General features: G+C 64.2%; 10 protein-coding genes. 2 read left to right on the top strand and 8 right to left on the bottom strand.

Features of this window, described 5'->3' with window-relative positions; all coding sequences use genetic code 11:
• Position 1 precedes the first annotated feature (1 nt).
• The 7 genes from AC04SF_RS00855 to AC04SF_RS00825 form a co-directional block, all read right to left on the bottom strand.
• Entirely contained in the window at positions 2-1,000 is a 999-nt protein-coding gene (locus tag AC04SF_RS00855; protein WP_488476094.1) for an ABC transporter ATP-binding protein, read from the bottom strand.
• Positions 1,001-1,187: 187 nt separating this feature from the next.
• The gene (locus AC04SF_RS00850) at positions 1,188-2,279 is read right to left on the bottom strand and encodes an ABC transporter ATP-binding protein (protein ID WP_488476093.1); all 1,092 of its coding nucleotides are present in this window, start codon (positions 2,277-2,279) and stop codon (positions 1,188-1,190) included.
• 4 nt (positions 2,280-2,283) lie between these two features.
• The gene (locus tag AC04SF_RS00845; RefSeq protein WP_488476092.1) at positions 2,284-3,213 is read right to left on the bottom strand and encodes an ROK family protein; all 930 of its coding nucleotides are present in this window, start codon (positions 3,211-3,213) and stop codon (positions 2,284-2,286) included.
• On the bottom strand, positions 3,213-4,256 hold the full coding sequence (locus AC04SF_RS00840) for an SIS domain-containing protein (RefSeq protein WP_488476091.1): 1,044 nt from the start codon (positions 4,254-4,256) through the stop codon (positions 3,213-3,215). Before AC04SF_RS00840 ends, AC04SF_RS00845 begins: the two co-directional genes overlap by 1 nt.
• Before the next feature lie 57 nt (positions 4,257-4,313).
• Entirely contained in the window at positions 4,314-5,189 is an 876-nt protein-coding gene (locus AC04SF_RS00835) for a carbohydrate ABC transporter permease (RefSeq protein ID WP_202351116.1), read from the bottom strand.
• An 8-nt stretch (positions 5,190-5,197) separates the two neighbouring features.
• Positions 5,198-6,085, bottom strand: a complete 888-nt coding sequence (locus AC04SF_RS00830) for a carbohydrate ABC transporter permease (RefSeq protein ID WP_488476090.1) — start codon at positions 6,083-6,085, stop codon at positions 5,198-5,200.
• Positions 6,086-6,184: 99 nt separating this feature from the next.
• Complete coding sequence (locus AC04SF_RS00825) at positions 6,185-7,453, bottom strand: ABC transporter substrate-binding protein (RefSeq protein ID WP_488476089.1); 1,269 nt, start codon at positions 7,451-7,453, stop codon at positions 6,185-6,187.
• A 178-nt stretch (positions 7,454-7,631) separates the two neighbouring features.
• Between AC04SF_RS00825 and AC04SF_RS00820 the strand changes: the two genes are divergently transcribed.
• Together AC04SF_RS00820 and AC04SF_RS00815 are read left to right on the top strand one after the other, a co-directional pair.
• Complete coding sequence (locus AC04SF_RS00820) at positions 7,632-8,672, top strand: Gfo/Idh/MocA family protein (protein ID WP_488476088.1); 1,041 nt, start codon at positions 7,632-7,634, stop codon at positions 8,670-8,672.
• Positions 8,669-9,463: a GntR family transcriptional regulator gene (locus AC04SF_RS00815; protein WP_488476087.1), complete on the top strand. Its 795-nt coding sequence runs from the start codon at positions 8,669-8,671 to the stop codon at positions 9,461-9,463. The genes AC04SF_RS00820 and AC04SF_RS00815 overlap by 4 nt, the downstream gene beginning before the upstream one ends.
• Positions 9,464-9,523: 60 nt before the next feature.
• Here the strand turns inward: AC04SF_RS00815 and tssH are convergent, their stop codons facing one another.
• Positions 9,524-12,367 (bottom strand): type VI secretion system ATPase TssH, encoded by a 2,844-nt coding sequence (gene tssH / locus AC04SF_RS00810; RefSeq protein ID WP_488476086.1) that lies wholly within the window; start codon positions 12,365-12,367, stop codon positions 9,524-9,526.
• Positions 12,368-12,477 lie beyond the last annotated feature (110 nt).

Raw genomic sequence — 12,477 nt, 5'->3', positions numbered from 1 at the left:
CTCAGTTCGCCAGCTCGCGTTCGAGGTGCCATGCCCAGTCGACGACGACCTTGTCTCCTGTCGCGAGTGCTGCACCGCCGCGCGAGCGCGAGTGCAGTTTTGCCCCCTCTTCCAGCACAACCTCGTAGAGCGTGTCGGAGCCAAGGAAGGTGATGGCGGAGACCGCGCCCGTGGCGTGCCCCTTCGTGCCGTCCGCTACCGGCGACACGACGATGTGTTCGGGGCGCACGACGATCGTCTTTGCCGGATCCCGACCAAGCGCGGCACCAGGCAAAAGGTTGGACTCGCCGATGAAGTCGGCGACGAAACGATCCTGCGGATTGTCGTAGATGTCCCGCGGCGTGCCGACCTGCAGCACGTCGCCGCTGCGCATCACCGCGATGCGGTCGGACATGGCCAGTGCCTCCTCCTGGTCGTGGGTGACCAGCACGAAGGTGATGCCGGTTTCGCGCTGCAGCCGCTTCAACTCGCTCTGCATGCCCTTACGCAGTTTGAGGTCGAGCGCCGACAGCGGCTCGTCGAGCAGCAGCACGCTGGGCTTCGGCGCCAGCGCCCGCGCCACCGCGACGCGCTGCTGCTGGCCACCCGACAATTGCGCCGGACGGCGCCCGGCGAAGCCTTCCAACCGCACCATTTCGAGCGCTTCGCGGACGCGCTCGTCGATCAGCGCTTTCGGCGCGTTCTGCATTTCCAGCCCGAACGCGACATTCTCGGCGACGCTCATATGCGGGAACAGCGCGTAGCTCTGGAACACGGTGTTGACCGGCCGCTTCTGCGGCGGCAGCGCGGCGACATCCTTGCCGGCGATGCGGATGGCACCGGAACTCGGCGCCTCGAAGCCGGCGATCAGGCGCAGCAGGGTCGTCTTGCCGCAGCCCGACGGGCCGAGCAGCGTGAAGAACTCATTGTCGTAGATTTCGAGGCTGACGTCCTTCAGCGCATGCACCGGATCGGCATCCCGGGTCACGAAGGACTTTGACACGCTGTGGATGTCGATCATGGCCGGCACATTCCTGGACTGCGTTTAAGAGATGTCCCTGCATATCGCGGGCCACTACGGTCATCTGGCGCCGCACCTAAAAATTCGCTCCAAAATTATATTTGTCAACGGATAATATATTGTTTTTGCGTTTCGACACACAGATGTGTGTTAGGCCCGTTTTCGACCGGTGTTGGGACCTCGCGTCTCAGAGCACCTTGCCACTTTCGAGGTCGAGCAGGTGCATGTGACCCATGCCGAGTGACAGCGTCGCCATCTCGCCTGGCCTCGGCGTCGCCGCCGGGTCGATGCGCGCCGTCGCCTCCGCGCCGGCGACCAGCGCATGCAGCAGCGTCTCCATGCCCATCGGCTCGACGACCTCGACCGGAACCTTGATGTCGACGGTATCGGGCCGCTCGCGCTGCTCGGTGATGTGCTCGGGACGCAGGCCGAATTCGAGCTCGCGCCCGACATGCCCGGCATAGCGCGCCGTGCGGGCAGCCGGCACGGCGAGTGCGGTGCCGTCGCCGAGTACCACTGCAAGCCTGTCGCCACGCGCCTCCAGCCGGCATTTGAAGAAATTCATGCCGGGGCTGCCGATGAAACCGGCGACGAAGCGGCTGGCCGGCTCGTGATAGAGGTCGTTGGGCGGGCCGATCTGCTCGATGCGGCCCTTGTTCATCACCACGACTCGGTCGGCCAGCGTCATCGCCTCGACCTGGTCGTGGGTGACGTAGACCGTGGTGGTGGCGACCATCTGGTGCAGCTTCTTGATCTCGGCGCGCATCTTGACCCTGAGCTTGGCGTCGAGGTTGGAAAGCGGCTCGTCGAACAGGAAGACTTTCGGCTGGCGCACCATGGCGCGGCCCATGGCGACACGCTGGCGCTGGCCGCCGGAGAGCTGGTGCGGCTTGCGCTGCAGCAATTCGCTGAGATCGAGGATGTCGGCGACACGGGCGATGCGCTGCGTCACCTCGGCATCCGGCACCTTGCGGATGCGCAGGCCGAAAGCCATGTTCTGCGCCACCGTCATTTGCGGATAGAGCGCGTAGCTCTGGAAGACCATGGCGATGTCACGGTCCCTGGCCTGGACGTCGTTGACCAGCCTGCCGCCAATATGGATCTCGCCGCCGCTCGGCCGATCCAGTCCGGCCACCATGCGCAGCGTCGTCGACTTGCCGCAGCCGGAAGGGCCGACGAGGACGACGAACTCGCCCTCGGCAATGTCGAGATCGATGTCGTGCACGACCTTCAGGTTCTGAAAACTCTTGGACACTTTGCGCAGTTCGACATCGGCCATTGCGCTATTCCTTTGCCGTGGGCGCAAACATGTCGAGCGCCAGAGCCGCGGTGCCGATCACGCCGGCATCATTGCCATGCTCGGCCGCCACGATCACCGGCGGACGGCCGGGCTTCAGCAGGACGAAATCCCTGACATTTTTGGCAATGCGATCGATGAAGAAGGGACCGGCCAGCGACAGGCCGCCGCCGATGATCGCCGCCTCGATGTTGAGCATGTTCGACATGATGCCGATCATTTGGCCGAGCCAGCGCGCCACCTCGTCGACGACCTGCAGCGCGATCGCATCGCCTTGCTTGGCGAGGTCGACGACGGTTTCGGCATCCTTGGCGTCGCTGTCCGGCTTCAGCTGGCGATAGCGGTTGACCAGCGCGCGGGCGCTGGCGAGGTTCTCGACCATGCCCGGTACAGGATCGGCGATGTCGGTGCGGGCCGGGTCGAGCGAGATGCAGCCGAACTGCGGCGGCAGTCCGTCAGGGCCATCGATGACCTTGCGGTCGATGACCATCGAGCCGCCAATGCCGGTGCCGAGTGTCAGCAGCGCAAAGCGCGAGAATGGACGCCCGGCGCCGTGGCGCATTTCGCCATGGGTGGCACTGACGGCATCGTTGCGGACGACGGCCGGCACGCCGAAGCGGATCGAGAACAGCTTTGATAGGGACCCCTTGAGCAGTGCCGGGATCGCCGGGCAGCGACCGTTGAGCATGCCGGTCTCGGGATTTGGCGTGCCCGGCACGCCGATGCCGATGGCTGTGATGTCGGGAAACGCCCGCCTCAACTTTTCGGTTGCCTCGGTCACCAGATGCACGAATTCGGCGAATTCGATGTCCCGATGCACCGGCACCGCATCCCGTGCGAGCACCTTGCCCGAACCGTCGACGACGCCGAGCTTGACCAGGCTGCCGCCTATGTCGATTCCAACCGCGGTTACCATCAGGCCTCCTTGCGGATGCGCACGTTCAGCCGCTTTCCGAGGTTGGGGTAGATCATCTTGTCGGGATCGATGCCGCGCGCGATCGCCAGTTCGCAGCCGTACCATTGCAGCGGCATCGGCGCCCAGCAGCCGGCGAGCCATTGCTGTGAGGGCGCCGTCGGCCAGCTGACATCGAGGTCGAAGCGAGTCGGATGACCGGAGAGGTTGAGGACAACGGTGCGCGGTCCGAGTTCGGCCAGCGCCTCGCCGAGATTGGCGGCGACCTTGGCCTCGGCTTCGGTCTGCGCGATTGCGATCACCAGGCTGTTGTTGGTGGTGCCGTAGACATGCCCATGCAGCGCCTCTTCGGTGTCGAAGCCAGCGGTGGGCACGCCGCTGATCTCGGCAATCTTGAGCGACGTCTCGAGCGCGGTGCCGAGATGCGTCGCCTGACCTGCGACCAGGATGTAATCGGGGACGCCGAAGCGGGTGACCAAGTCTTTCGCTGCAACCAAACCGGTTTCAGCCGTCTGCTCCAGTTGCGCGAGCAGTCCCGACAGATCGACCGTCTTGCCGGCAAGCTTGGCAGCGACCGCCAGCACCGACATGACGGTGGCGGTATAGCCCATGGTCTTCGGCCCGACGGTCTCGGGACCGATCGGCATGACGATGATCTCGGCGCCGGTCTCGGTGATCAGGCTGCCGGCCTCGCCGGTGATGACGAGGGTCGGAAAGCCGAGTTGCACCGAGAGACGCACCGCCTCGATCGTGGTGATGCTCATGCCGGACTGCGAGGCGGCCAGGACCAGCGTGCGCTGTCCCGATGCCTTTGGCGGGAGGCGTAGGAAAGCCTCCGGCTCCTTGGCGATCACCGAGGCGCCCGTGCCTTCCTCCAGCGCCTCGGCGCCGGCCAGAAGCGCATTCATCGACGATCCCGTGCCGAGCAGCACGATCCGCTCCGGCGTCTGACGCAGGCTGGCGAAACCGTCGAGCTCCGCACCAATCGCGGCGGGCAACCCGGTGAGGGTCGCTGGCTGCCGGCGGATGTAGTTACCTATCTGCATCTCAGTGTTCCATCAGTTCGAAATTGTCGGTCTTGTTAAAATCTCTCGAAGGTCCGGCTATTTGCTGTAGCCCTTGCTCAGCCCGCTGATGAATTGCCGCGAGAACAAGGTGAACAGCAGCACCAGCGGCACCGCGCCGAGCGTGAGTGCCGCGAGCAGTGCGGGATAGTCGTTCATGAACTGGCCGACGAATTGCTGGACGCCGAGCGTCACCGTCTGGTTCTGCCGGCTTGGCGCCAGGATCAGCGGGAACCAGAGGTCGTTCCAGACCGGCAGCATGGTGAGTGCCGCGACCGCGGCGAGACCCGGCCTGACCAGCGGCAGCACGATCCAGAAGGTGCGCAGTTCGCTCGCCCCATCCATGCGCGCGGCTTCCTTGAGATCGGTCGGCACGGTGCGGAAATAGGTGACCATCAGCGTCACCGCGATCGGGATGCTCATGGCGGTGTAGACGAGGATGAGCGCCACCAGCGTATCCATCAATCTCCAGGCCAGCATCATCTGGATCAGCGGGATGGTGCCGAGCCGGATCGGCAGCATGATGCCGAGCACGAACAGGCCGCTGAGCAGTGACGCCAGCCGCACCCGGTATTCGACCAGCGCAAAGGCGGCGAGCGTCGACAGCACCACCGTCAGCAAGATCGTCGTCACTGTCACGATCAGGCTGTTGCGGTAATTGACGATGAAATTGCCGCGCGTGAAGACGCGTTTGTAGCCTTCCAGGCTGAAGGTCTTGGCCGTCGGCAGGTCGAACGGTCCGCCGAAGATCGCCGGCGTCGTCTTCAGCGAATTGATGATGACGATCAGCACCGGGCCGATAGCAAGCAGCACGAAAACGATCAGCAGCGCATGCACGATGATGCGCTCCACCGTCCAGGGTTCGCGGTCCTGGCGATGGCGGGCGGGGGGTATTGTGAGGTCCGGAGCGCTCATCTCAGTTCCTAGACCGAATAGGATTTCAGGCGGCGCTGGATCAGCCAGAAATAGGCCGCGGTGACCAGCAACACGGTGAGGAAGATGACCGTCGCGACCGCGGCACCCAGATCGAGATCGGCAAGCTGCCCGCTCGAGCCGAAGAAGGTGCGGTAGAAATAGGTGCCGAGAATATCGGTGCTGTAGTTCGGGCCGGGCGCGGAGCCGTTGAGCGCGAAGACCAGGTCGAAGCCGTTGAAGGTCCAGATGTAGGTGAGGATGGCGATCAGCCCAAATTGCGGCGCGATCAGCGGGAACTTGATCTTCCAGAAGGTCGTCCAGCCACCGGCGCCGTCGATGTTGGCTGCCTCGACAAGTTCGTTGGGCACGGCCAGCAAGGCGCTGTAGAGGAAGACCATCGGGATGCCGAAATACTGCCAGACCGACATCAGCGAGATGGAGGTGAGTGCGGTCGATTCCGTGCCCAGCAACGGAAAGCCGACCAGCCCCCAGAGCGGGTTGATGATCAGGCGCCAGACGAAGCCGACAATGACCACCGACAGCGTCGCCGGTATGAACAGCAGCGTGCGGTAGATGCCTTCCGAGCGTGCCAGTTTTCCTGAGGTGAGCAACGCCGCCAGCAGCAGGCCCATCGGCACTTCGACGATCAGATGGATGGCAAAATACTGCATGTTGTTGAGCAACGCGTTCCAGAAGCGCGCGCTGATCGTCGGGTGGGTGAACAGGCGCACGTAATTGGCAAAGCCGACGAAGGTGTCACCGGAAGCACCGCTGGTCCGGAAGAAGCTCATGACGATCGAGGTCGCCAGCGGCAGCACGGCAAAGACCAGATAGACGGCCAACGCCGGCAGCACGAAGAGCAGCAGGTTTCGATAGGCGGCGGCGGGAGATATCAAGGGAAAACCTCATGTTCACGCCGGCTGAGATGGCGTCGGCGTGCCGGAGGCTTGCGCATGCCCCGCCATCTGGCAAGACATGCGCAAAGCTGATCCGGATTACTTCTTCTGCGGCCCGTACCAGGAGGCGAGGCCGGCCTGGAGTTCGGTCGCAACCTGCTGCGGCGTGACATCCGCCTTGGTGAACATCACCTGCAGCAGGCGCCAGGTCTCGTCGTCGAGCGGCGGCGTGCCGGCGCTCAGGCGATCCAGGGCCAGGCGCGGGGTGAGCTCGGCGCCCTTCTTGAGGTCGGCGAAATCCTGCGCCAGCTTGTTCTTGTAAGTGACCGGCTTCGAGCTCATGGCGAAGAAGCCGGGCGCGGCGTTGACATAGAGCTCCTGGAATTCAGGCCCGGCCACCCAGTCGAGAAAGGTTTTTGCCGCGTCCTTGTGCATGCTCTTGGCGTTGATGCCGATGCCCATGTCGGGCATTTCCTGCAAATAGCGCTTGTCGCCGGCCTTCGGCACCGGCGGACCGAAGACGCCGACATTGAGGTTGGTCGAGGTCACCTGGTTGATGTCCCACGAACCGTCGGGGAGGATCGCGGCCTTGCCGAGCGTGAACAGCTGCGTCATGTCGGCATAGTTCAGGCTCTCCTGCCCGGCAGGCAGGAACGGCTTCCAGGCGGCGAAGGCGGCGATGGCGTCGACGAATTCCGGATCGGTCAGCTTCTTCTTGCCGTCGATCAGGCCAAGCCGGCCCTCCTCGCCTTTCCAGTAGGCCGGGCCGATCGAGTACAGGCCATTATAGGCGAGCTGCCAGGATTCGGCCGCGCCATAGGCGAGCGGCGTGTAGCGGCCATCCTTCTTGATCGCGGTCAGCACATCGATGAACTCGGCGCTGGTGGTCGGCACCTTGAGGCCCAGCTCCTTGAAGATGTCGGCGTTGTAGTAGAAGCCGGCGAGCACGGCGGCGACCGGCAGGCAGTAGGCCTTGTCGTCAGCACCCGACCATGCGGCCCGCGAGGTCTTGTCGAAATTGGCCAGGCCGGGCAGGCCTTCGAGAGATTCGAAATAGCCGCGCTTGATCCATTCGCGGTTCACGTCGAACGGGCGGCAGGTGATCAGGTCGCCGCCGGCGCCGCCTTCGATCTGCGACTGGATGGCGGCATTGTATTCATTGGTGTTGATCGGCGCGAACTCGACCTTGATGTCGGGATGCTTGGCCTCGAAGGCCGGCAGGATGGTGTCCTGCCACACCGCGATGTCCTCGGTGCGCCAGCTGTTCAAGGTGATGGTGACCGGGTCGGCAAACGCGGCACCGACACCGCCTGCAAACATCACGCCGAGCGTTACCGCCAGCGGGACCGATACATTTATGGAACGCATTTTCCTGCTCTCCCTCAAGATGGTGCCTCGTGTGGATTCACGATTTTGCACTGTTGCCTCGGACCATACCTACTGATACATCTTGTGACAAGTGGTATTGTGTTGTCTTTTCAGTCGAGCTGTCGCTGCCCTGGCTGGGCAGCACCAGGCTGATGGGCAAAAATCTGGGAGGATTTGAATGATCGGCGTTGGAATTCTGGGCTCCGGCTTCATCGCCGAGACCTATGCGGACTCGCTGCTCGACGTGCGCAACGCCGAACTCGTCGCCTGCTCGTCGCGCAGTTTCGAGCGCGCCACGGCCTTTGCCAGGAAATGGGGCCCCAAGGTCACCGCGCACCGGGATATCGACGCGTTGTGCGCCGATCCGGCGGTCGAGCTGGTGGTGATTGCGCTGCCCAACGAGATCCATCTCGAAGCCGTCAGGATCGCCGCGAAGCACGGCAAAGCCGTCATCTGCACTAAGCCGCTGGCGCGCACCGGCAAAGAGGCGCAGGAGATCCTCGACATCGTCCAGCGCGCCGGCATCTGGCATGGCTATGCCGAATGCGCGGTGTTTTCCCCCAACATCGCCAAGGCCCACCAGATGATCCAGGCCGGCGGCATCGGCAATCTGTTGACCATGCGGGCGCGTGAGGCGCATTCGGGGCCGCACGCGCCGCATTTCTGGAACGCCGAACTCGCCGGCGGCGGCGCCCTGCTCGACATGGGCTGCCACACCGTCGAAAGCGCGCGTCATTTCTTCGGCAAGGACAATCTCATCACCGAGGTGATGGCGTGGGGCGCAACACTCGTGCACGGTGACAAGACGACCGGAGAAGACACGGCGATCGCGCTGCTGAAATTCGCCGGCGGCCAGTTGGCCACGATCGAATCCTCATGGATCGAGAAAGGCGGCATGCAGCTGCGTCACGAACTGGTCGGCTCGGCCGGCCGTATCGTCACCGACACGTCGGTCGGGCCGGTCTGGGGCTTCATCGAGAAACCGGTGGGTTATCTCGTCGAAAAGGCCGATGCCGAGACTGGCTGGGTCTATCCGGTGCCCGAGGAAACCCGCGCCTACGGTTTTTCGCAACAGATGCGCCATTTTGTGGAACACTTCGCGGCGGGGACGACACCGCTGGAAACGTTCGAGGACGGCGTCATCGTCAACCACATAATTGACGCCTGCTACCGTTCGATGCGAACGGGCGTATGGGAAAAGGTGAAGGCGGATGGATGACTGAGATGGAGGGCTCGCCACTGCAGTCGGACGGACCGGAGCCGCTGTGGCGGCAAGCGGCCGATGCGATCCTGCAGGAGATCGCCAGCGGCAAGCTCGCCTCGGGCGCGCGGCTGCCGGCCGAGCGCGACCTGTTCACCCGCATGTCGATCTCGAGGGTGACCTTGCGACGGGCCCTGCAAAGCCTTGTCGAGGAAGGAGTGCTGACGCCCTCGCACGGGCGCGGCTGGTATGTCTCGGCCAAGGTGCCGAAGGAATTCCCCAACACGCTGGAATCGTTCAGCGAGACCGCCAGGCGTCTCGGCCTGACGCCCTCCTCCGACGTGCTGCGCGCCGAACAGGCGCCGGCCTCGCTCGACGAAGCCGAGGAGCTTGCGATCGCACCGGGTGCCGCGCTGTTTCATCTCGAGCGTATCCGCCGCCTCGACCAGGTGCCGGTCGCGGTCGACACCTCGTTCTTTGCCGCAAGCCTCGTTCCCGACCTCAGCCATATCGATTTCAGCAACGCGTCGCTGTTCGGCCTGCTGATCGACGCCGGCGTCGACCTGGCGCGCGCCGAGACCACGATCGAGGCGCATGGCGCGGATCCCGTGCTCGCCCGCCATCTCGACATCGACGTCGGCAAATCCACGCTGGTCATGCGCCAGCTCATTGTCGATACGGCCGGCCGGCCGCTGCTGTCCTCGACGATCCGCTACGCCGGCGACCGCTATCGCCTGCGCACGTCGTTCTCCCGCATGGGCAAGACCGCCGCCCCTCGTATTCCGCTGGCACGGGCAGACCGCGAATAGCAGCCCGGGAAGCGGGAGCAGCGAAGAGGTCGCATCGGGTAAGCCTGCCACGATCAGAGCCTACTCGAAGGAATAGGTGAACCCCTCCTTGGAGGCGCCGACGGTGACCTTTGTCATCTTTTCGCCCGCGAGCGACCGGTTGAGCACGCCGCGGCTCAGTTCCGGCAGGAGCGTGTTGGTCAGGATGGCATCGATCATCCGTCCGCCGGATTCGATTTCGGTGCAGCGCGCCTTGACCAGATCCATGACACCGTCGCCGATCACCAGTTCCGCATCGTTGGTTGCACGCAGCCGGCGCGCGATCTTGGCGAACTGGTGACGGGTGATGGCTTCGATCATGGAATCCGAGAGCGGGTAATAGGGAATGGTCACAACGCGTCCGAGAAAGGCCGCAGGGAAGACCTTCAGCAATGGGCTGCGCAAGGCGGTATCGAGATCGTCGAGCCCGGCCCGCAGCGTGCCATTCTTCGTGCGGTCCATGATGACCTCCGAGCCGACATTCGAGGTCAGCAGGATCAGCGTGTTCTTGAAATCGATCCGGCGGCCCTCGCTGTCGTCCATCATGCCCTTGTCAAAAACCTGGAAGAAGATTTCGTGCACGTCCGGATGCGCCTTCTCGACCTCGTCGAGCAGGATGACCGAATAGGGTTTTCTGCGAACCGCCTCGGTCAGGATGCCTCCCTTGCCATAGCCGACATAGCCGGGCGGTGCGCCCTTGAGGGTCGAGACGGTGTGCGCCTCCTGGAATTCGGACATGTTGATCGAGATCAGGTTCTGCTCGCCGCCATAGAGCGTTTCGGCCAGCGCCAGCGCGGTTTCGGTCTTGCCGACGCCCGAGGGGCCGCAGAGCAGGAAGACGCCGACCGGCTTTTCCGGCGCGCCAAGCCCGGCGCGGCTGGTCTGCACGCGTTTGGCGATCATCTCCATGGCGTGATCCTGGCCGACGACCCGCTCCGAAAGCGTGGTGGCGAGCTTGAGCGCCTTTTCGGTCTGGCTGGACAGCATCCGTCCCGTCGGGATGCCGGTCCAGTCCTGAACCACGGCCGCCACGGCATTGCGGTCGACGGACGGCAGGATCAGCGGTGTTTCGCCTTGCGCCTCGGCCAGTTCGGCCATCAGCTCGCGCAACCGGGCAAGGTCGGCGGCGGGATCCGACGGCGCAGGATCGGCCACCGCCGGTGCGTCGGCCTTGGCTTTGGCCACCTTGGTCTTCGTGGTTTCCGCCTTCGCCGTTTCAGCCTTGGGCGGCTCAGTGTTGAGCGGTTCGGTCTTCGACGGCTCAGTTTGCGGCACCTTGGTCTTTTCCGCGTCCGCCGCTGCCGCTTCGGCATCGGCCTCGGCGGTCGCCGCCGCATCGAGAGGCACGCCCTCGCCGCGCAGCCGGGCGCGCAATTCGAGTATCTCGGCGACCAGCGCCTTTTCACGATCCCAGCGCTGCTGCGCCGCGGCCAGGCTGACCTCGCTTTCGGCAAGCCCGGTCTCGACGCGGGCCTGCCGGTCGGTCACCTCGATGCCGATCGCGGCCTCGCGGCCGATGATGCCGCGCTCAACCTCCAGCGCCTGGCGGCGGCGCAGGATGTCCTCGACCTCGGCCGGCGTGGCGTGCTGCGATATGGCGACACGGGCACAAGCTGTGTCGAGAAGGCTCACCGCCTTATCAGGCAGTTGCCGTGCCGGGATGTAGCGATGCGACAGGCCGACCGCCGCCTCGATCGCCTCATCGAGTATCTGCACCTCGTGATGCTTCTCCAGCACGCCGGCGACACCGCGCAACATGAGAACGGCCACGGCTTCCGACGGCTCGTCGATCTTGACCACCTGGAAACGGCGGGTCAGCGCCGGGTCCTTCTCGATGTGCTGCTTGTATTCAGCCCAGGTCGTTGCCGCGATGGTGCGAAGTTCGCCCCTTGCCAGCGCCGGTTTCAAGAGATTGGCAGCGTCGCCGGTTCCTGCCGCGCCGCCGGCGCCAATCAGCGTGTGGGCTTCGTCGATGAACAGGATAACCGGCGTTTCGGACGACTGAACCTCGTCGATGACGGCCTTCAGCCGTTTTTCGAATTCGCCCTTCACGCTGGCGCCCGCCTGCATCAATCCGACATCGAGCATGCGCACGCTGACGCCTTGCAGGGTGGGTGGCACGTCGCCTTGGGCGATACGCAAGGCAAAGCCCTCGACGACCGCGGTCTTGCCGACCCCGGCCTCGCCGGTCAGGATCGGGTTGTTCTGCCGGCGCCGCATCAGGATATCGACGATCTGCCGAATCTCCGGATCGCGGCCGACGACCGGGTCGATCTTGCCGTCGCGGGCACGCTGGGTCAGGTCGGTGGCGTATTTCGCCAGCGCCGAATCTCCGCCCGGCCCTCGTTTTATCGGCGTTTCGGCGGCGGGCGTCGTCGGAGCGGCGCCCGCTTCGAGCGAGCCTTCCGTGACATCGGCGAACCGCGAAATGACCGCGTCGGCGTCGATTTTGTCAAACTCGCCGCTGATCTTCGACAACAGGCCTTCCAGCACCGGCGTCTTCAGGCAGGCAAGCAGAATATGCGCGCTGCGGACTTCCTCGACGCCGAACTCGAGCGTCGCGAGGTTCCAGGCCTCCTGGATAGCATGGAAAATATGGTCGGAGAATTCCTCAATCGATGTCGCGCCATAAGGCAGTTTGTCGACGGCGCGGGTCATGTCGGCCGTGAGCCGGCTCGCATCCACGCCGGCATCGGCGATGATCATTTGCACATCCGAGCGGTCGGAAAGCACCAGTTGCTCGATGAAATGGACGAGTTCGACGTATGGATTGCCACGCAGCTTGGCGGCGTCGGCGGCAGCCTTGAAGGCGCGGACACCCACAGGATTGAGCTTGCCGACCAGTTCCTTGCGTTTGAAGGTCTGCGATGACCGGCGCTGTTCCATCGAACGTGCTCCTGCGATCTGCCAGGCGATAAACTGCCACATAAGCCGTCACTTGACAAAGCGCCTGATGGACCGGTGTTGTGGAAACTCCCGCACCACTGGCTGCAAAT

The sequence above is a fragment of the Mesorhizobium sp. CNPSo 4671 genome, assembly GCF_057784245.1.
Note: the sequence above shows the minus strand (reverse complement) of the source record. Positions and strands in the feature narration are given on the sequence as shown.

Bases quoted from the DNA above. Each gene is read 5' to 3' on its own strand.
- AC04SF_RS00835 (WP_202351116.1), bottom strand. From the start codon at position 5,189: ATGAGCGCTCCGGACCTCACAATACCCCCCGCCCGCCATCGCCAGGAC.
- AC04SF_RS00850 (WP_488476093.1), bottom strand. From the start codon at position 2,279: ATGGCCGATGTCGAACTGCGCAAAGTGTCCAAGAGTTTTCAGAACCTG.
- AC04SF_RS00840 (WP_488476091.1), bottom strand. From the start codon at position 4,256: ATGCAGATAGGTAACTACATCCGCCGGCAGCCAGCGACCCTCACCGGG.
- tssH (WP_488476086.1), bottom strand. From the start codon at position 12,367: ATGGAACAGCGCCGGTCATCGCAGACCTTCAAACGCAAGGAACTGGTC.
- AC04SF_RS00825 (WP_488476089.1), bottom strand. From the start codon at position 7,453: ATGCGTTCCATAAATGTATCGGTCCCGCTGGCGGTAACGCTCGGCGTG.
- AC04SF_RS00815 (WP_488476087.1), top strand. From the start codon at position 8,669: ATGACTGAGATGGAGGGCTCGCCACTGCAGTCGGACGGACCGGAGCCG.
- AC04SF_RS00845 (WP_488476092.1), bottom strand. From the start codon at position 3,213: ATGGTAACCGCGGTTGGAATCGACATAGGCGGCAGCCTGGTCAAGCTC.
- AC04SF_RS00855 (WP_488476094.1), bottom strand. From the start codon at position 1,000: ATGATCGACATCCACAGCGTGTCAAAGTCCTTCGTGACCCGGGATGCC.
- AC04SF_RS00820 (WP_488476088.1), top strand. From the start codon at position 7,632: ATGATCGGCGTTGGAATTCTGGGCTCCGGCTTCATCGCCGAGACCTAT.